Raw genomic sequence first — 19,500 nt, forward strand, 5'->3', positions numbered from 1 at the left:
AGGAAACGTTTAAGGTTGGGTTGGTGGCAAATATGCAAAAAATCATGATCAAAGGAACTCGTGATGGATTGACATTAAGACTGGATGATCAATGCGGGTTTGACGAGTTATTGCAAGAGCTTGAGGAAAAGTTGTCCATGAACGGCGTGGATGAGGATGAACCGATGATCCGGGTTTCCGTTCAACTGGGCAAGCGATTTGTCACAGAAGAGCAGAAGGATCAAATTTCAGATGTCATTCGCGACAAACAAAAGCTTGTCGTAGAGCGAATCGAATCAGAGGTCATCACGAAACAGGAAGCCCTTGAATGGAAAGAGCATACACAGCTGACACCGATTGTCCGGACCATCCGTTCCGGGCAGGTGGTTCATGTCAAAGGGGATTTGCTGCTGATTGGCGATGTGAATCCCGGCGGTCAAGTCACGGCGACAGGGAATATCTTCGTGCTCGGCAAACTGCGCGGCATCGCCCATTCTGGTGTGGACGGGGCGGCGGATACCGTCATCGCTGCGTCCTATATGCAGCCGAACCAACTTAGAATATCCGACCAAGTCAGTCGATCTCCCGATTATGAATCGGAAGGCGTCTACATGGAGTGTGGATATATTGATGAAAACGAAGGGAAAATCCGGATGGATACGATTCAGCAAGTGATGAAGAAACGTCCGGATTTGGTGAGTTTGGAAAGGAGAATGTTAAATGGGTGAAGCGATTGTAGTAACCTCCGGGAAGGGAGGGGTTGGTAAAACGACAACGACTGCTAACCTCGGTACGGCCCTCGCCTTGCAGGATAAAAAGGTCTGCCTGGTGGATACAGACATTGGTCTTCGTAATCTGGATGTCATCATGGGTCTTGAGAATCGCATCATTTATGACATTGTCGATGTAGTGAAAGAACGGTGCAAAACCAATCAGGCCCTGATTCCGGACAAGCGGTTTGATTGTCTATACGTCCTGCCGGCTGCTCAGACATCGGACAAGTCGGAAGTGACGCCTGAGGCTATCAAAACGATTGTCGATGAGTTGAAGCAAGACTTCGATTACATCCTGATCGATTGCCCTGCCGGCATTGAACAAGGCTACAAAAATGCCGTAGCTGGAGCGGATAAGGCGATTGTCGTTACGACGCCTGAGAAATCGAGTGTGCGTGATGCGGACCGGATTATCGGGCTGCTCGAGCAGGAGGATGTTGAGAGTCCGAAGCTTGTGATCAATCGGATCCGCAATCACATGATGAAAAGTGGGGATTTACTGGACGTGGATGAAATCGTCTCTATTTTATCGATTGATTTACTCGGAATCATCATTGATGATGATGCGGTGTTGAAGGCTGCGAACAGTGGTGAGCCTGTCGCGATGAAGCCGGACTCGAAAGCTTCTCTTGCCTACCGGAACATCGCCCGCCGTATATTGGGCGAAGCGGTACCTTTACTTAATTTAGATGAAGAGTCAGGGATGTTTGCGAAGGTTAAGAAATTCTTCGGCATCCGTTCATAAAGGAGAGCACTTGAATCGTTTTCAAGTGCTCTTTTATGTTGTTGAGAAAGTCCTATCTGTTCTTATAAAGTTGGAGAAGCGGTGTTGGCGAAACAACTCGCTTTCCGTGGGCGTCCGCTGAGTCTCCTCGCTCCCTTCGGTCGCTGCGGGGTCTCATCTGTACTCAGCTCCCACAGGAGTCTCGCTGTTTCGCCAACACCTTCATGAAGTGGAGGCGGAACCTCTTATGCTATCGTCTGAAAAAGGCGATGATGGCACAGAATAACGTTCGGCTTTCCATACCCCTGTTCGGTTCTGTTCTGTTCCCGCTGTCCTACTCATATGTAACAGAAGCGTTCTCCAAACTTTGAAGAGCACTTGAATTGTTTTCAGGTGCTCTTTTTTTGTGCTTACAGGTCTCTGAAAGTAAACGTGCTTCAAGTGGCATAACCTTTCCATGGCCACCATAGAATGATAGAAAAGGTGGTCAAGGAAGGGGATTTAATGTGGACAAGAATATCCGTAATGTTCGAAAAAATATTATCGAGCGGAAGAAGAGGCGTGTTCAGGGCCAAGGGACGACACCGCGTCAGTCATTGTACAAGCCTCCAGGAGACGAAGAGATGCACGGTTTTCCACCTCTGATCACGCCGGATTCATCCGGACGGAAGCAGCCACAGCCGTCGAAGAAAAGCAGCTATTTAGGGGTGCAGGTCGTGCTTGCTGCAGCTTTGTTTGCAACGGTTGCGGTCGGGAAGAATGCGTCCTTCACATGGCTGGACGGGCCAGAGCAGTGGGTGACGAGCCAGATGCAGGAGGATTTCCCTTTTGCTAAAGTGTCGGCGTGGTATTCGGACAGGTTCGGGGATCCACTCGAAGTCATTTCCCAGAATGAGGATCCGGCTCCGTCCCAGGCTGCTCTTCCTGTCAGCGGTTCGGTTACAACTCCGTTTGAAGCGAATGGGAAAGGAATTCGTATGGCTGTGGAAGCAGGGTCCCCGGTGCAGGCTGTGAAGTCTGGAACGGTCGTCTTTGTCGGAAATGTAGAAGAGACCGGGAAGACGGTGGTCGTGCAGCACGAGGATGGAAGTAAGAGCACATACGGATTTTTGACTGAAGTCCAGGTGCATTTGTATGAAAATATACCTGCTCAGACCGTTCTCGGGGACGCCCAGGCTTCAGAAGTGTTCTTTGGAATTGAAAAGAATGATCAGTACATTGACCCTGCGAAGGTAATTAAAGTTGATGAAAGCTCTTAACCTTTCCAACACCATTCACATTCATCCACTCTTTTTTCTGCTTGCGATCTCAGCTTTGCTCACGGGGGCGATTTATCCGTTTATTGTGCTGTTCAGCCTTGTGTTGATTCATGAATGTGGTCACTTTTTTATGGCTAAATATTATGGGTGGCGGGTAACCAGGATGGAGATCTGGCTCTTTGGAGGCGCTGTAGTCAGTGAAGAGCACCACAGCCGCCCGATTCGAGAGCAGGTCCATGTGATCTTAGCGGGACCCGTCCAGCACATTTGGATATTCGGGCTGCTGTTTCTGTTGGAATCGACACTCGGGTCTCATCCTCTACTTTCTACGGCGTGGCATTATAATGGATTACTTCTAATTTTTAATTTACTACCGATATGGCCTTTAGATGGTGGGAAGTTGTTGTTCCACCTTTTCTCAAGATGGGCGACCTTCCGAAATACGCAGCTGCTCACGCTTGCGTTTTCTTTATGTTTCTTAATGTCTGTTGCAGGCTGGATGACGTTGCATCACTATTGGACGCTTGCCGCGGTATGGCTGGCAGGATTTCTTATTTTAGAGCATGTTCTGGAGTGGAAGAGGCGGTATTATGTATTGATGAGATACTGGCTTTATCGCTCGTCTAAGGCGTTTCCGGAGCTTCCGGACCACTATGTATCGGTCCGTGGTGACGCGTTCGTAAGGGATCTGCTGCGTTCAATGCGCGCGACTTCACGTCAAGTGTTTGTATTGAAACAGCAGGAGGGTTCTTATATAGTAAATGAACAAGAGTGTCTTGAAGCCTTCTTTAACCGGAATCGAGCGGATTTAAGGGTTCAAGATGTTCCAAAACGTTTACAATGAGGGATTTGATGAGAACCATAACCTTACATACAAAGTTCACTGAGAAAACAGGGGTCGTGACAGAAGAGGGGCGAGTGAGCGAAATCGTCTTTGACCGCCCGGGACAGAGCGTACAGACCGGATCCATTTACATGGGAAAAGTGATGAAGGTCGTAGCGAATCTTCAGGCGGCATTTATAGATATTGGAGAAGAGAAGCATGCTTTTCTTAGAAAAGAAGCGGTGCCTTGGGCAGAGGATCGCATCGAGAAGGCTTTGAAAGAAGGAGAGTCTCTTCCTGTGCAAGTCATTAAAGAACCGTTTGACGATAAAGGTGCCGGGGTCAGTGCGGATTTGACCATTGCGGGCCTTTATTCCGTTTATCAGCCTTTTGGCACAACCCTTTCGGTATCGAAAAAGCTTTCACCGGAACAGTCTCAAAGGTTGAAAGATTCGTTACAGGAGGTCCTCGGGTCTAAAGAAGGCGCCATCATCCGGACGGCTGCTTCCCACGTTACGGAACAGCAAGTCCTGGAGGAAATTGAAGCGTTAAGAGCGTTCTGGCAGAATACCCAGGCGGTTAAGCCGGCTCAGAAAATGGTTGAAGATCCGCTTATACCGGATCAACTCTTAAGAAAGTTTCCGATCCATACAGTGGACGAAATTTTGGTGGATGATGTGAAAGCAGCCAACCACTTAAGACAACGATTTCCAGGGGCTTCAGAAAAAATCAAGTGGCAGAGCACGGGGGAAGAACGCTCCATCAACGAGTGGCAGCAGGTACTGACCAACCGGACGGTGGAGCTTGAAGACGGAATTGAATTGGTCATCGACCGCACAGAAGCGATGACGGTGATTGATGTGAACAGCTCGAAGTATCAAGGCAGGACGATGACGAATTCCCACGCCTTTGATGTCAATAAAAGAGCGGCTGCAGCCATTCAAAGGGAGCTGCGCCTAAGGAATCTTTCGGGCATTATTCTTGTTGATTTCATTTCGATGAAGGACAAGTCGCTTGAACAGAAACTCGTTCAATTTATGAAGAAACAGGGAAGTCAGGACCCTGTCAAAACCAATGTCTATGGCATGACGAAGCTTGGTTTGATGGAACTGACGAGAAAGCGGGATCGTGTCAATGCGATCGATCTGTTTACCGCTGCCTCGAGCAGGACGTTTACATTAGAGACGAGCGTGTACCGGCTCGAGCGAGAACTGATGGATGCTGCCCGTTCTTCATCAGAAGCGATTCTCTTAGCGGTTCACCCGAAGTTGGTAAATGAGAAAAAACGATTGCTTTCTTCTCCAATCTCTAGTAAAATTCCACAGGAGCTGTTTGTTAGGCAGGACGTACTCGTCTCTGGCTATCAAATTGAGCTTGAAGGGTCCGAAAACATGGTGAAAGAAGCGATCGAACATCGTGGATATCATGTTGACAACTTGTTTTGAGATGTGGTAACATTGTTTTGTTATTCAGTAGCACTCCGCTGCTGCAACCGCACAGAACAGGTTTTTAAACCGATTGTTCGGTACCTGAATGGCGAGTCTGAGTAAATTGAGGAGGTGCAGGTATGTACGCAATTATTGAAACTGGTGGTAAGCAAGTTAAAGTTGAAAAAGGCCAGGAAATCTATGTTGAGAAACTTGACGTAGAAGCTGGTGAAACAGTTACATTCGACAACGTGATCTTCGTTGGTGGTGAGTCTGCTAAAGTAGGCGCTCCATACGTTGACGGTGCTTCTGTAACGGCTAAAGTTGAAAAACAAGGTCGTCAAAAGAAACTAACTGTTTTCAAATACAAGCCGAAAAAGAACTACAAGCGTAAACAAGGTCACCGTCAGCCGTACACGAAACTAGTCGTTGAAGACATCAACGCGTAAGGTTTCGAACGGATGATTAAGGTCACATTGTTTCGTTCACAAGGAGATTTGACTGGCTTTGAAATCAGCGGACATGCAGAGAGCGGTCCATATGGACATGACCTCGTATGTGCAGCGGTTTCCACAGCATCGATCGGTGCCGTGAATGCCATCGCAAAGCTTTGTGATTTTGAACCTGATGTAAAGCAGGCAGGAGAAGAGGGCGGTTATTTGAAAGTGATGCTTCCTGAAGGATTACCGGATGAAGCTTCCTACAAAGCCAAACTGCTTCTTGAAGGCATGCAGGTTACATTAGAATCAATAGAACATGAGCATCATCAATATATTTCAATTTCTCACCGATAAGGAGGTGGAGACTCATGCTACGTCTTGATTTGCAGTTTTTCGCCCAGAAGAAGGGTGTAGGTAGTACAAAGAACGGCCGTGACTCTGAGTCTAAGCGTCTTGGAGCGAAGCGTGCAGACGGACAACAAGCTACTGCTGGTTCTATCCTTTACCGTCAACGCGGTACTAAGGTTTACCCAGGAGCGAACGTTGGCCGTGGTGGAGATGACACATTGTTTGCGAAAGTAGACGGTGTTGTTAAATTCGAGCGTTACGGACGTAACCGCAAAAAAGTTAGCGTTTATCCTGTAGCACAGGAAGCGTAAACGAATATTGTATGGTTTCATACGTAAGAAGCCGCGCTGTGCATTTTGCATAAGCGTGGCTTTTTTTATAGCTATAGGGTGATAAAAGGACGCCTTATGTAAAGGCGATGTTTTAGTTTGCCTCTCACATCTGCTATACTTTTTATTATCATGAAAAGGTTCGGAAGGGGCTGGGGTTGTGGGAGAAGAAGAGATCATTACACTACTGCGACATAAGCGTCATGACTGGATGAATCAAATCCAATTGATCCAAGGCTATGCGTCGCTAGGCAAGCAGGACCGATTATTGGATCAAATCAGTCAGGTGAAAGATGAGGCGGAACAGGAGCGCCGATTGTTGAACAGTCGGTCTCCAGCCTTTACACTATGGCTGATGTCGTTCAATTACGAGCTTGAACAATTCAGATTGACGTATGAATTGAAGGAAAATATTGATTTATCCCGTCATGATTCCACGCTACTGGCTTATGGAAAGAAGCTGCTTCAGCTGATGGAAATGCATCATGTGGATGGTGAATTATATGAAGGAACCGTTACCCTGTATAAAGGTGATCAACCTTCGATGGTTGGGGTAAGCTGGGAATGGGACGGCGTGTTCCAAGATGGACAGGAATTAAAACGAAAGCTTGATGAAGAAGGATTTATCTCGACGATTTTTGAGGATCAAGAGCTCTCCGTTGAGATGACGATAGAATAAAGAGGTGAAGAGCATGTTTGTCGATCAGGTTAAGGTGTTTGTCAAAGGTGGCGACGGAGGAAATGGTCTAGTCGCTTACCGACGTGAAAAATATGTTCCAATGGGTGGACCCGCTGGAGGCGACGGAGGCAACGGCGGTGACGTAGTCTTTGAAGTAGATGAAGGATTAAATACATTGATGGACTTCAGGTATCAGCACCATTTTAAAGCCAAACGGGGCGAAAATGGCATGAACCAGAAGCAGCACGGTAAGAATTCGGATGCTCTCGTTGTCAGTGTTCCGCCGGGTACGACGGTGAAAGACGCTGAAACGGAGCGCGTAATTGCCGATTTAACCGAGCATAAGCAGAGAGCGGTTATTGCCAAAGGAGGACGTGGTGGCCGCGGTAACGCGCGTTTTGCAACGGCGCGTAACCGTGCACCCGAAATTGCTGAGAATGGTGAACCGGGCGAAGAGCTTGACGTCGTTGTTGAACTGAAGCTGCTTGCTGATGTCGGGCTTGTCGGATTTCCAAGTGTCGGAAAATCCACGCTCCTATCAACTGTAACAGCAGCCAAACCGAAAGTTGCGGATTATCATTTTACAACGCTTGCGCCGAACTTAGGTGTCGTAGAGAGTCAGGACCAGAGAAGCTTCGTCATGGCAGACCTTCCGGGATTAATTGAAGGAGCCCACGAAGGAGTCGGTCTCGGTCACCAATTCCTACGCCACGTCGAGCGTACAAGACTCCTTCTCCACGTGATTGATATGTCCGGTCTTGAAGGACGCGACCCGTACGAAGACTACGTGACCATTAACCACGAACTGTCTTCCTATGATGAGCGGCTGAAGGACCGTCCACAGATCATTGTGGCGAACAAAATGGATCTTCCCGACTCGGCGGATCATTTGGAGATGTTCAGAGAGCAGATTGGTCCTGACGTAGACATTTACCCAATCTCTACAGCAACAAGAGAAGGTCTTGAGGACTTGTTGTATGCTGTTGCAGATAAATTGGATCAATTACCGAAGAACGAAGACCCGATTGAAGAGATGGATGAGCGTGTCGTTTATAAGTTCGAAAAAGAAGAGGCGCCGTTCAAGATTACGCGTGCGGACGACGGAGCTTATGTTCTTTATGGAGAGAAAATCGAGTCCTTGTTCAAACGTACCGATTTCTCTACCGATCAATCGATCAACCGTTTTGCCCGCCAGATGCGTGGCATGGGGGTAGACGAAGCGCTGCGTGAACGCGGTGCGAAAGACGGAGACACGGTCCGTCTGATGGAATACGAATTTGAATTTGTAGACTGAGGAGGAGTTAACAATGGCGGATTATAATGAAAAGTTTTATTTAGTCCGTAGTGACATCCTCCCGGAAGCGATGAAGAAGACGATTGATGCCAAGGCTCTTTTGGAAAGAGGGAAAGTGGAATCGATTTATGATGCCGTCAAACAGGTCGGCTTATCTCGCAGTGCCTTCTATAAATATCGTGACGCGGTCTTTCCGTTTCAGGCGATGGTGAAGGAACAGATGATTACGCTGTTCTTTCATTTAGAAGACCGTGCGGGGACCCTTTCGAATCTGCTGCAGACGGTCGCCGATTCCGGCTGTAACGTACTGACGATTCATCAGACGATTCCATTACAAGGCAAAGCGAATGTGACGCTATCATTGAATACGACCGGTTTGACCGGGACGATCGAGCAGCTGTTGCAAAAGCTGCATAAGCTCGATTTCGTCGATCGAGTGGAAATTCTAAGTTCTGGAGCTTAAAAGGGAGAGGTAGTCATGGGAGATCAACGTATTGGATATTTAGGACCTAAAGGAACATTTACGAAAATGGCGGTGGACGCACTCTTTGACGGCGGAACGTTTGTCAGTTATGAAAGTATCCCTGCCTGTCTCGATGCCGTTGAGAATGGGGAAGTCGAAACAGGAGTCGTTCCGCTTGAGAATGCAATTGAAGGATCTGTACACTTAACGATCGATTACTTGGTCCATCAGGTGGATCAGTCCATCATCGCAGAGCTGACGGTTCCGATTAAACAGCATCTGCTCGTCCACCCAGACCAAAGCGAACAAGAAATTACGAAAGTATATTCGCACAGCCATGCGATTGCGCAGTGTCACCAGTACCTTCACCACCATTACCCGGCTGCTGAACTGGAGTACACGGCTTCCACGGGAAGAGCAGCAGAAATCGTGGCAGAGAAAGGGCCGGGGATTGCGGCCATCGGAAACCACTTGGCAGCAGACCAGAACGGACTGAAGATCCTAGATACGGATATTCACGATTATGATAACAATCATACAAGGTTCGCCGTCGTCCAGAAAAAAGCACAGACGTTGAAAGTTAAAGATCATCAGCCGTCGAAGCATAAGACGACAGTCATGGTTACGCTGCCTAAAGATTATGTTGGAGCGCTCCACCAAGTGCTTGCAGCCTTTGCGTGGCGTAAGATGAACTTATCCAAAATTGAATCCAGACCCATGAAGACAGGACTTGGCAACTACTTTTTCCTGATTGATGTCGATCAGCCGTACGATCAAGTCCTATTCCCGGGCGTCCAGGCAGAACTGGCTGCGCTCGGTTGCGAGATCAAAGTGCTTGGAACTTATCCAAGTTATCAATTAGATGTCCCGTCTCCTGTAAAGAGCTCGTGAATCAATGTTTTGGGCTCAAAAAGAAAGAGACCTCGGAATCCTTGATGTAGAAGGATTTTTGGGGTCTTTTTCTTTTTTATTTGTGATAATCTTAGGCTTTTTCATCAATCTTTTGCCTCTCTCTGCATAGAGTGTTAAGAAGCTATTATTGTCTTATTGCTTTTTAAGATTTACAGGAAGGGAGTTGCAATTGTGAGAATTCACATTGTACAAAAAGGAGATACACTCTGGACAATCGCTAAGAAGTATGGGGTCGACTTTGCAGAGGTGAAAGCCATGAATACCCAGCTTTCCAATCCTGATATGATAATGCCGGGTATGAAAATCAAAGTCCCTCAAGGAACTAAGCCTGTGAAAAAAGAGACGCAAATGGCTCCTGTGAAGAAGGAAGCACAGGTGAAGACGCCTTATAAAGATACGTCACCGAAGCCGATGCCGGTCATTAAAGAGGATGAAAAAGAGAAGCCGGTGAAAGGTGTCATGCAGAAGCCGATGATGCCAATCCAGCCGCAACCTCAACCGATCAACATGAATATGCAGATGCCGAGTATCGATCAGCAGATGCAGAACTATTATACAACATTCCACCTTCCACAGATGCCGATGGCGGAGCCGGAAGAATCTTCTGAGTCCGTAGAGCAGCCTGTTGTGAAAGGTGTCGAGGCTCCTATGGCCCAGCCGATGCCACAGATGCCGATGCAGCCGCAGCTCATGCACTCAGATTGCTACTGCTGCCCACCGCATCCGATGCAGCCGATGCAGATGCCGATGCATCATCAAATGCCCATGAACGTTGCGCCGATGCAAGGCTGTGGACCGATGGGTGGGTATGAAGAAAGCCCGGATATGGTAGCGGGCACGCAGGCTGGCGGAGACTGCGGATGTGGAGGCGGTGGAAACCCGCAGCCTTATGGTTATGGACCGGGAATGGCTCCTGGTGGCCAAATGCCGTACGCTCAGCAGCCTCATATGCAGCAACCGTACATGCCACAGCAAAACCCTTATGGTCAGATGCCACAAGGCGGCGGATGGTATCCAGGACACGGACCAGGACCCGGTCAAGGTCAATGGTCACCATACGGACCGTGGCAAGGCATGCAGGGACCAGGTTATCCTCAAATGGGGCAGAACCCATGGCGGGATGATGATCTAAATGAGGAGTGATGATCGAAAAGGCGATTCATATACGGATCGCCTTTTTCATTGGCTGAAAACAGAGCAGAACCTGCCGATCACGCTCGAAAGGACTATCAAACCGAAAGTGTACCAAGTCCGTTACAAAGGAAAACGAATGATTTTAAAAGGATATCGCAGGCCCCACATCCTGACCCAACAGCTCGAATTCTTCAACCATTGGAATTATGCAGAGTCCACAGCTGCCCGCCCTCTCCCTTTTGACTCCGAAACGTACACAAAAAGTAAACTTGGCTGTGAGTGGGGATTGTTCGAATGGGTGGAAGGCAGGCATGCTCATTTCGGGAAGAAAAGGGATCAGGATGCTGCCATCCATGTTCTCAGGCAGTTTCACCGAACGACAAAGGGGATTGCCGTGCTCGCTATTCCGAAGGATCCTCTCTACATTAAATGGGAGCGGAGGCTCGAGCAGTTCGAAGAAACGAGAGATGTATTTTATGACATGCGGAGAATGAAGCTGTTCAATGAACTCCGAACAAGTATGATGAAGCAATTGGAGAAGTTCGCCAACCACCCTTGGGGTGAAGTCGAAGAAAAAGCATGGGAGAATCATGAATGGCTGCACGGGGATGTGGCGCATCATAATTTCATGATCGACGATGCTGCCCAGGCGAAAATGATTGATTTCGATCTTCTTCATACCGGACCATTCATTTATGATTATATACAACTGGGGCAGCGCTTTTTACCGTATTTTTACTCAAAACCTGCCGATCTTTTAACACAATTTGAATTTGTCGATGATCATAAACTGTGGCTCCAGGGGGTGCATGTGCCCGCGGATTTGTTAAGGGAGTGGCTTTTCGGATACCGGAAGAGTCTACGCGGGGAGACGTCACTCTCAAGGCACATCAGGAAGCTCGACAAAGCCTGGTCCAACCGCAAGATGTTTGTCCAGTCTACAGAATCTATGCTATGATTTAGATATACCATTCTGTGAAAGGATGAACAATCCTGTGGAGAAAAAAGTAGAAGAAATCGTTTCGTGGCTTCGCGAAAAGAAAGAAGAAGCAAATGTAAATGGATTATTGGTAGGCGTCAGTGGTGGAATTGATTCGGCTGTCGTATCGAACCTGATTAAGAAAGCATTCCCAGACAACTCTCTTGGTGTCATTATGCCATGCAAAAGTCAATCGGACGATCAAGTTCATGCCAAACGTGTCATCGATGCCTGCGATTTGAAATCTATGACCGTCGATTTGACGGAGACACACAATGTGATGTTCAGTACGATCAAAGATCAACTGAAACAAACAGGTGATTTCAACGAAGAAAACGAACAGCTTGCCGATGCAAACCTTCGCGCAAGACTGAGAATGAGTACACTGTACACAGTGGCGACCAATTACAACTATTTAGTTGTCGGTACAGATAACGCGGCTGAATGGTACACCGGATACTTCACAAAATATGGGGACGGCGGGGTCGACCTCGTACCGATCTCTAACCTCACAAAAGGTGAAGTCCGTGAAATGGCGGAATACCTCGGTGTTCCGGACGAAGTCATCCATAAGCAGCCAAGTGCCGGCCTTTGGGAAGGCCAGACAGACGAAAATGAGATGGGCACAAGCTATGCTATGATTGATCAACACCTTAAAGGCGAAGAAATTCCCGACAAGGACCGTGAAATCATTGAAGCCCTGCATAAGCGCTCGGCTCACAAGCGTCAAATGCCACCTTCTCCGCCGCAGTAACAATGGCGAATATTAACAGACTATAAACATCCTCCTTAACCCATAGTAAGGGAAAAAGGAGGATGTTTTTTTATGTGGAAACCAGCAACGCTGTCACTTCTTCTTGCACTTAGTTTAGCAGCCTGTGGTTCAGATGAAACACTGGACCTCGAGAAAAATACAGACAAGTATGAGCCGCTTGAATACCGGGCGGATGAGGGGATTGAGCGAAGAGGGCAGATCCCGACAGGTGAGGACAGCTACTTCAAGCGCTCAGCTGAACAAGATCATCTGGAAAGTAAATACCAAAACACCAGCAGAGGTCGGGACAACGCTTTTAACAACGAAGACTCGATGGAGATTGTAGAAAAAGTCAATGAACTGAAAGAGGTTACGCTCACGCAAGCTTTCACGACAAATGACAAAGTGTACATTGCGGTCATGGTCAACCCTTATGATTACCGCAACTCAACGATTTCAGAACGCGTCCAGCAAAAAGCGGAAGAAGTGACGGACAAACAAACCGTCATCTGGATCAACAACAACAAATGGGACAATTATAAAGACATGAACGCGCGCCTCAGGGCATCAGAAGCCCCTGACGAGATCAAGGACAAAATCATGCACTTCTTTAAACAGGACCGCTGACATCCTCTCCCTTTAATCTTTTCTTTTACATATGGTATATTTGTAAAGGAAAAGATTTGCTTTGGAGAGGAGAATGTCCATGGCTGGTCATTCAAAATGGAGTAACATTAAACACCGCAAAGGTGCACAAGACAAAAAACGCGGAAAGCTTTTCATGAAGCTCGCACGTGAAATTTATATGGCTGCAAGAGAGGGTGGAGGGGATCAGGACATGAACCCGCCGCTTCGTCAGGCCGTTGATAAAGCAAGGTCCAACAATATGCCGAATGACAATATCGACCGCGCCATTAAGAAGGCGACCGGAGATCTCGACGGCGTCAATTATGAAGAATTCACTTATGAAGGGTATGGCCCTGGCGGAGTAGCGGTCATGGTGAAAGTATTGACGGATAATAAGAACCGAACAGCTGCCGATGTCCGCCATGCCTTCAACAAAAATGACGGCAACCTCGGGGAGAACGGCTGTGTAGCTTTTCTATTCAACCGTAAAGGATATTTGGTCATCGATCGTACTGAATCGGACGCTGATGAAGAGGAGATGCTCCTTGAAGCCATCGAAGCAGGTGCGGAAGATATGGAAACGACAGACAGTCATTTCGAAATCTATACAGAACCTGAGTCCTTCACAGACGTCAAAAAGACACTTGAAGACGATGGGTACACCTTCACGACAAATGAAGTGACGATGATTCCTGAGACGTACACCCCTCTTGATGAGGACGGGGTCGAGAAGATGCTTAAGCTGATCGACATGCTCGAGGATAACGATGACGTATCCGAAGTCTATCACAACCTCGACGCCGACGAAGAAGTCTTAGAAAAATTAACGTAACGCCCTCACATCTATGATAATAACTTCTGTTTCTGGACACACTAGAAACAGAAGTTATTTTAATTAGGAGGGGACCTGACATGTTACGGTTGGTTGGAACCATTCTTTTATTGTTGACAGTAGTAGGATGTCAAGAAGGGATGGAAAGTAACGACCTGCCCTTTGCACAAAAAGGACAGGTGGAAAGGTCAATGATTCCATCTTCAGAAAAAGTGAACGCTGTATCTTCCCGAGTGAACGCTGAGCCGCTGGAGTTGACCGTCGAATTGAATAAGCATTACCTCGACGGAGTCACGGAAACCACGAAAATACAGGAAACCATTTGGTCTATGATGGATTTTTGGGCAGAATATGAACAATGGACGATCGAATCACAGGAACTCGAGCGCATCGTGTTCAGCCGTCAAGTCGAAGACATCTCTCCCTTGACGAAGAAGCAGGGGTACTTCGGGCTGACCGATAACGGCGAAATCGCCGTATTCCGAGGAATGCCGGGCAACGGGGAAGTCATTGAATCTTTTAAACCCATCCCCGTCAAACCTTTGGAATCGAAACGAAGACAGGAACTTGAAAAAGGCATTAAAATCCAAGACTTCCGCCACTTCCAACAAGTGCTGGAACAATTGTCAACGAAAGAACCCGTATAGCACCATCCAAGAAACAGTGATGTGAAAAGAGAAATTCTCCAAACGCAGGAGTCTCCTCTTTTTATATCACTGTTTTTTTTGATGTAATTGTCAGGGGTGAAGTGTAACGGCTCCATCGGATCAAGTTCTGTCCGCTGTTTCGTGCAGGGGTTCTCAAGCCCTGCCGTCCTTTTCCTTTTTGGCAGAACCCCTCCGCAAACAATAGGCGAACATGTGCTTCTATGTTACAATAAGAAAGTTAAGGAATATAGTTGGAGAGGGTTTAACGCCATGATTGCATATATTAAAGGACAATTGACTACGATTGAAGATACAGCGATTTATCTTGAAGCAGGTGGCATTGGGTATGAGGTACTCTGCCCGAATCCATTCCGTTTTCAGGACCATCTCAATAAAGAAGTAAAAGTTCATACATACCATTATGTACGAGAAGACCAGCAGACATTGTTCGGTTTTAAGAAGAAAGAGGACAAGCAGTTATTTGCGCAACTGCTGAACGTTTCGGGTATAGGTCCTAAAGGAGCACTGGCTATTCTAGGTACGGTGAGTGTGCCTGAGTTCGTCTCTGCAATCGAGCAGGAAGACGATAAGTATTTGACGAAGTTCCCGGGAGTCGGCAAAAAGACAGCTCGTCAGATGATCTTAGATTTGAAAGGCAAGCTGATTGTCTGGCTGCCTGATGAGAAGAATGAGGATACGATTTTCTACCAAGACGGCCTCACGACTCAGGAGAAGCGCGAGCGAATCGAAGATGCTGTAGAAGCACTAAAAGCATTAGGATACACAGAAAAAGAAGTGAAGCTTGTTCGAACAGAGCTTGAGAAGGCGAAGGAAGGCACAGTGGATGACTTCGTGAGACAAGGCTTACAGCTTTTAATGAAAAAGTAACGAAAGGGAGGAGCTGTAGTGGAAGATCGAATGATTTCGGGAGAACAGCAATCGACCGATCAGGATTTAGAACTCAGTCTGCGGCCGGAAACGTTAAAACAATATATTGGGCAGGACCAGGTCAAAAACAACCTCAGCATTTTCATCGAAGCGGCGAGGATGAGGAACGAACCTCTCGACCACGCCTTGCTCTATGGTCCACCAGGGCTGGGTAAAACGACGCTCGCTTCGATTATCGCAAACGAAATGGGCGTTCAGTTCCGTTCGACAGCCGGGCCCGCGATTGAGAGGGCTGGCGATTTAGCCGCCATCTTGTCCTCGTTAGAGCCTGGGGACGTACTGTTCATTGATGAAATACACCGCCTGCCTCGTTCAGTGGAGGAAGTCCTTTATCCAGCGATGGAGGATTTCTGTCTCGATATCGTGGTGGGATCTGGTCCGAGTGCACGATCAGTACGCCTCGACCTGCCTCCTTTCACACTCGTTGGTGCTACGACAAGGGCTGGTTTATTATCCGCCCCTTTACGAGATCGTTTCGGTGTTCACAGCCGATTGGAGTACTATGATACAGAAGCACTTTGTTCTATTGTAGAACGGACGGCGGATATTTTTGATGTAGAGATCGACTTTAATGCGGCCGTGGAAGTGGCGCGACGTTCAAGAGGGACGCCTCGTATTGCGAACCGGCTATTGAAGCGTGTACGGGATATCGCCCAGGTAAGAGGCGAGTCTGTCATTTCGAAGGAAACGACACAAAAGGCACTTGAAATGCTTCAAGTCGATGCTGAGGGCCTTGACTTCATTGACCATAAGCTCTTGCTTGGGATTATCGATGGGTTCCAAGGCGGACCTGTCGGATTGGATACGATTTCCGCTACGATCGGGGAAGAATCTCAGACGATCGAAGATGTTTACGAACCGTTCCTCCTTCAAATCGGGTTCATTCAGCGGACACCTAGAGGGCGGATCGTGACACCGAAAGCTTACGCACACTTTAATAAGGAGTTGCCGAACTCTTGACGGACTTTGGGAAAATCTTTATTGTGATAGGGATTGTATTTATATTGATCGGAGTGATCTGGACATTTATCGGAAAGCTGCCCGGTGATTTCATATTCAAAAAAGGGAACACAACGGTTTATTTTCCAATTATGACATCGATTGTTGTCAGTATCGTCCTGTCACTGATCTTTTATTTTATAGGAAAAATACGTTAGGTAGAATAGGGGATAGATATGGATATTAAGCAGTATGATTTTGAGCTGCCGGAAGAATTAATTGCTCAAGTCCCGCTTGAGGACCGCACTTCTTCCAGGCTTATGGTGCTGGACCGTGAGAATCAATCCGTCAAGCATCAACAGTTCTCTGATATCACACAGTTTATTCAACCTGGGGATTGCTTAGTGTTGAACGACACGAAAGTGCTGCCCGCCCGCTTGTATGGGGCGAAAGAAGATACAGGTGGTAAGGTTGAGGTGCTGCTTCTTCACCAAACGGAAGGGGATGAGTGGGATGTGCTCGTAAAGCCTGCCAAGAAGGTGAAGGAAGGGACGCGCATCGTATTCGGCGACAACCAGCTTGTTGCAGAATGCACAGAGGTGCAGGAGCACGGAGGGCGGAAAGTCCGCTTCTCTTACGATGGCATCTTTCTCGAGGTGCTGGAGTCTCTTGGCGAAATGCCGCTGCCTCCTTATATCAAAGAGCAGCTGTCTGATCGCGATCGTTACCAGACTGTGTATGCCAAAGAGGAAGGGTCAGCAGCTGCCCCGACGGCTGGACTGCACTTTACTAAAGAATTGCTTCAGGAGCTGCAGGATAAAGGGGTGGAAGTGGCTTACCTGACTCTGCATGTCGGACTTGGTACGTTCCGCCCGGTCAGCGTAGATAACGTGGAAGAGCATGACATGCATGCCGAATTTTATCAGCTTTCGAAAGAGACGGCGGATCAACTGAACCGTGTAAGAGATAAAGGTGGCCGCATCATTTCGGTGGGGACGACTTCCACACGTACGCTCGAAACGGTGGTGAGGGATTATGGTACGTTCCAAGAGGCCTCAGGCTGGACGGATATTTTCATATATCCACCACACAAATTGAAGGCGATCGACGGCCTGATTACGAATTTCCACCTGCCGAAGTCGACACTGATCATGCTCATCAGTGCTTTTGCGGGTCGTGATTTCGTATTAGAGGCTTACCAGAAAGCCGTGGAAGAGCGTTACCGTTTCTTCAGTTTCGGCGACGCAATGCTTATTCTATAAGCAACAATGATAGAAAGGACCAATAATTATGGCGATCACTTATGAATTAATACACACATGTAAACAGACAGGTGCACGGTACGGTAAAGTGCACACGCCGCACGGTTCGTTTGAGACTCCGATGTTCATGCCCGTTGGAACATTAGCAACCGTTAAGACGATGAGCCCGGAAGAACTGGAGCGTATGGGGGCGCCGATCATCCTCTCGAATACGTACCACTTATGGCTCAGACCCGGAGAGGACATCGTGAAGGAGGCAGGTGGCCTGCACAAATTCATGAACTGGGACGGCTCCATTTTGACGGATTCAGGTGGCTTTCAGGTCTTCAGTCTGAGTGACCTCCGTCAAATTGAAGAAGAAGGGGTTCATTTCCGTAACCACATCAGTGGTGAGAAATTGTTCCTTTCTCCGGAAAAAGCTATGCGCATTCAGAACGACCTCGGCGCGGATATTATGATGGCATTCGATGAATGTCCACCATATCCAGCAGAGCATAAGTATATGAAAGATTCTGTGGAGCGGACAAGCCGCTGGGCGGAAAGATGTCTCGAAGCGCACCAGCGTCCTCAAGACCAGGGTCTGTTCGGAATTATTCAAGGTGGAGAATATGAAGATCTCCGTCGTCAAAGTGCTCAGGATCTTACCTCTATGGATTTCCCTGGGTATGCGGTCGGTGGTCTGTCTGTTGGAGAACCGAAGGACGTGATGAACCGCGTTCTGGACTTCACGACACCACTTCTCCCGAATGACAAGCCGAGATATTTGATGGGAGTCGGTTCACCTGACTCACTCATAGATGGAAGCATGCGCGGCATTGATATGTTCGACTGTGTCCTGCCGACACGAATTGCCCGCAACGGGACGTGTATGACGTCCAACGGCCGACTCGTCGTTCGTAATGCGAAATTTGCCCGTGACTTCCGTCCAATTGATGAAAATTGTGACTGTCACACGTGCCGTAACTACAGTCGTGCCTACATTCGTCACCTGGTGAAAGCCAATGAGACGTTCGGCTTTAGACTAACGACTTATCATAATCTTTATTTTCTGTTAAAATTAATGGGTCAAGTGCGTGAGGCTATTAAAGAAGACCGACTCGGTGACTTTAGAGATGAATTCTTTGAGCAGTATGGTTTCAATAAACCGAACGCAAAGAACTTTTAGAAAGGGGGGAAATAAATGGAGACATTAGTAGGTCTATTACCTATTATTTTAATGTTTGTCATTTTCTATTTCCTATTGATCCGTCCACAGCAAAAGAAACAGAAGCAGGTGCAGCAAATGCAGTCGGATCTGCAAAAGGGAGATAGAATCATCACAATCGGAGGTATGCACGGAACGATTCATGCAATCGACGAAGGGACTCTTGTACTGACTGTTCAAGACGGTACACAGATGAAGTTCGACCGTTCATCCATCCGTGAAAAAATGAATGACTAAAAAGTAAGATGCAGAAATCCCGTTACGGCCTCGTGACGGGATTTCTTGTACATGCGGCTATGACCTTCTCACAGCTCTTCTAGGTAAATTGACTCCAATCATTCCTCCAAGCCATGCCGCCAGTAATAACCCTCCGAAGTAACTCCACTGAGCGAGCGATACCCACTGATTTTCAAAAATGACTTGGAATAACACCATCGACAGAACGAATAATAGTCCGGTCAATCCTCCTGACAGCCAGCCTTTCTGTTCGCCTTTGTAAGCGGCCATCATGCCTCCGAAGGCCAGGATGCTGATGCCTGAGATGAGAGCAATCTGATTCAGCGTAGAATATTCCATGGAAGTGAACCGTAGAAGCAAGGCGAGCACAACGGCAAAGAGAATCATTAATGCGAAGATCGAGCCTATCCCATATCCGAGAACACCTAGAACCATCTTCTTCATATCATTTCCCCCCTCTCAATCAAAGAAGCTTGTCATTTCACTA

The 19,500-nt window shown here is 47.6% G+C and carries 25 protein-coding genes and 1 other annotated feature; of the genes, 24 read left to right on the forward strand and 1 reads right to left on the reverse strand.

Going from position 1 to position 19,500, the window contains the following annotated elements:
• The first annotated feature begins 44 nt into the window (after positions 1-44).
• The 24 genes from minC (at position 45) to yajC (ending at position 19,013) form a co-directional block, all read left to right on the forward strand.
• On the forward strand, positions 45-707 hold the full coding sequence (gene minC / locus LCM20_RS05005) for a septum site-determining protein MinC (RefSeq protein ID WP_318247299.1): 663 nt from the start codon (positions 45-47) through the stop codon (positions 705-707).
• Positions 700-1,497, forward strand: coding sequence for a septum site-determining protein MinD (minD, locus tag LCM20_RS05010; RefSeq protein WP_225194334.1), 798 nt, complete (start codon positions 700-702; stop codon positions 1,495-1,497). Before minC ends, minD begins: the two co-directional genes overlap by 8 nt.
• Positions 1,498-1,982: 485 nt before the next feature.
• Positions 1,983-2,735: a peptidoglycan DD-metalloendopeptidase family protein gene (locus LCM20_RS20185; RefSeq protein ID WP_225194335.1), complete on the forward strand. Its 753-nt coding sequence runs from the start codon at positions 1,983-1,985 to the stop codon at positions 2,733-2,735.
• A complete protein-coding gene (locus LCM20_RS05020) occupies positions 2,722-3,579 on the forward strand; it encodes a site-2 protease family protein (RefSeq protein ID WP_225194336.1) in 858 nt (285 codons plus the stop codon). Before LCM20_RS20185 ends, LCM20_RS05020 begins: the two co-directional genes overlap by 14 nt.
• Before the next feature lie 8 nt (positions 3,580-3,587).
• Positions 3,588-5,003 carry a ribonuclease E/G gene (locus LCM20_RS05025; RefSeq protein ID WP_225194337.1) on the forward strand — a complete coding sequence of 472 codons (1,416 nt, stop codon included), beginning with the start codon at positions 3,588-3,590 and terminating at the stop codon, positions 5,001-5,003.
• Positions 5,004-5,038: 35 nt separating this feature from the next.
• Positions 5,039-5,112: a sequence feature (ribosomal protein L21 leader region), on the forward strand.
• A gap of 13 nt (positions 5,113-5,125) precedes the next feature.
• A complete protein-coding gene (rplU, locus tag LCM20_RS05030) occupies positions 5,126-5,434 on the forward strand; it encodes a 50S ribosomal protein L21 (RefSeq protein WP_225194338.1) in 309 nt (102 codons plus the stop codon).
• 12 nt (positions 5,435-5,446) lie between these two features.
• Positions 5,447-5,779 carry a ribosomal-processing cysteine protease Prp gene (locus LCM20_RS05035; RefSeq protein ID WP_225194339.1) on the forward strand — a complete coding sequence of 111 codons (333 nt, stop codon included), beginning with the start codon at positions 5,447-5,449 and terminating at the stop codon, positions 5,777-5,779.
• Positions 5,780-5,793: 14 nt separating this feature from the next.
• Positions 5,794-6,084 (forward strand): 50S ribosomal protein L27, encoded by a 291-nt coding sequence (gene rpmA / locus LCM20_RS05040; RefSeq protein WP_035509352.1) that lies wholly within the window; start codon positions 5,794-5,796, stop codon positions 6,082-6,084.
• A gap of 178 nt (positions 6,085-6,262) precedes the next feature.
• Entirely contained in the window at positions 6,263-6,781 is a 519-nt protein-coding gene (locus LCM20_RS05045; RefSeq protein ID WP_225194340.1) for a Spo0B domain-containing protein, read from the forward strand.
• A 13-nt stretch (positions 6,782-6,794) separates the two neighbouring features.
• Complete coding sequence (gene obgE / locus LCM20_RS05050) at positions 6,795-8,075, forward strand: GTPase ObgE (protein ID WP_225194341.1); 1,281 nt, start codon at positions 6,795-6,797, stop codon at positions 8,073-8,075.
• Between the two features lie 13 nt (positions 8,076-8,088).
• Positions 8,089-8,538, forward strand: a complete 450-nt coding sequence (locus LCM20_RS05055) for an ACT domain-containing protein (protein WP_225194342.1) — start codon at positions 8,089-8,091, stop codon at positions 8,536-8,538.
• A gap of 15 nt (positions 8,539-8,553) precedes the next feature.
• Positions 8,554-9,429 carry a prephenate dehydratase gene (pheA, locus tag LCM20_RS05060; protein ID WP_225194343.1) on the forward strand — a complete coding sequence of 292 codons (876 nt, stop codon included), beginning with the start codon at positions 8,554-8,556 and terminating at the stop codon, positions 9,427-9,429.
• A gap of 192 nt (positions 9,430-9,621) precedes the next feature.
• Entirely contained in the window at positions 9,622-10,593 is a 972-nt protein-coding gene (safA, locus tag LCM20_RS05065; protein ID WP_225194344.1) for a SafA/ExsA family spore coat assembly protein, read from the forward strand.
• Entirely contained in the window at positions 10,583-11,542 is a 960-nt protein-coding gene (locus LCM20_RS05070; protein WP_225194345.1) for an aminoglycoside phosphotransferase family protein, read from the forward strand. The genes safA and LCM20_RS05070 overlap by 11 nt, the downstream gene beginning before the upstream one ends.
• Before the next feature lie 37 nt (positions 11,543-11,579).
• On the forward strand, positions 11,580-12,317 hold the full coding sequence (gene nadE / locus LCM20_RS05075; protein ID WP_225194346.1) for an NAD(+) synthase: 738 nt from the start codon (positions 11,580-11,582) through the stop codon (positions 12,315-12,317).
• Between the two features lie 72 nt (positions 12,318-12,389).
• Positions 12,390-12,944 (forward strand): YhcN/YlaJ family sporulation lipoprotein, encoded by a 555-nt coding sequence (locus LCM20_RS05080; protein ID WP_225194347.1) that lies wholly within the window; start codon positions 12,390-12,392, stop codon positions 12,942-12,944.
• Positions 12,945-13,023: 79 nt separating this feature from the next.
• Positions 13,024-13,776: a YebC/PmpR family DNA-binding transcriptional regulator gene (locus tag LCM20_RS05085; protein ID WP_225194348.1), complete on the forward strand. Its 753-nt coding sequence runs from the start codon at positions 13,024-13,026 to the stop codon at positions 13,774-13,776.
• 80 nt (positions 13,777-13,856) lie between these two features.
• Positions 13,857-14,423 carry a BofC C-terminal domain-containing protein gene (locus LCM20_RS05090; protein ID WP_225194349.1) on the forward strand — a complete coding sequence of 189 codons (567 nt, stop codon included), beginning with the start codon at positions 13,857-13,859 and terminating at the stop codon, positions 14,421-14,423.
• A 270-nt stretch (positions 14,424-14,693) separates the two neighbouring features.
• Positions 14,694-15,311 carry a Holliday junction branch migration protein RuvA gene (gene ruvA / locus LCM20_RS05095; protein WP_225194350.1) on the forward strand — a complete coding sequence of 206 codons (618 nt, stop codon included), beginning with the start codon at positions 14,694-14,696 and terminating at the stop codon, positions 15,309-15,311.
• An 18-nt stretch (positions 15,312-15,329) separates the two neighbouring features.
• Positions 15,330-16,331: a Holliday junction branch migration DNA helicase RuvB gene (gene ruvB, locus LCM20_RS05100; RefSeq protein WP_225194351.1), complete on the forward strand. Its 1,002-nt coding sequence runs from the start codon at positions 15,330-15,332 to the stop codon at positions 16,329-16,331.
• Positions 16,328-16,528: a DUF2905 domain-containing protein gene (locus tag LCM20_RS05105; RefSeq protein WP_225194352.1), complete on the forward strand. Its 201-nt coding sequence runs from the start codon at positions 16,328-16,330 to the stop codon at positions 16,526-16,528. Before ruvB ends, LCM20_RS05105 begins: the two co-directional genes overlap by 4 nt.
• A gap of 18 nt (positions 16,529-16,546) precedes the next feature.
• Complete coding sequence (queA, locus tag LCM20_RS05110) at positions 16,547-17,572, forward strand: tRNA preQ1(34) S-adenosylmethionine ribosyltransferase-isomerase QueA (RefSeq protein ID WP_225194353.1); 1,026 nt, start codon at positions 16,547-16,549, stop codon at positions 17,570-17,572.
• 28 nt (positions 17,573-17,600) lie between these two features.
• On the forward strand, positions 17,601-18,737 hold the full coding sequence (gene tgt / locus LCM20_RS05115; RefSeq protein ID WP_225194354.1) for a tRNA guanosine(34) transglycosylase Tgt: 1,137 nt from the start codon (positions 17,601-17,603) through the stop codon (positions 18,735-18,737).
• 15 nt (positions 18,738-18,752) lie between these two features.
• Complete coding sequence (yajC, locus tag LCM20_RS05120; RefSeq protein ID WP_225194355.1) at positions 18,753-19,013, forward strand: preprotein translocase subunit YajC; 261 nt, start codon at positions 18,753-18,755, stop codon at positions 19,011-19,013.
• A 57-nt stretch (positions 19,014-19,070) separates the two neighbouring features.
• Here the strand turns inward: yajC and LCM20_RS05125 are convergent, their stop codons facing one another.
• Positions 19,071-19,457, reverse strand: coding sequence for a TIGR04086 family membrane protein (locus tag LCM20_RS05125; protein ID WP_225194356.1), 387 nt, complete (start codon positions 19,455-19,457; stop codon positions 19,071-19,073).
• Positions 19,458-19,500: the final 43 nt, after the last annotated feature.

This window comes from Halobacillus litoralis (assembly GCF_020171725.1).
Classification (GTDB): domain Bacteria; phylum Bacillota; class Bacilli; order Bacillales; family Halobacillaceae; genus Halobacillus; species Halobacillus litoralis_F.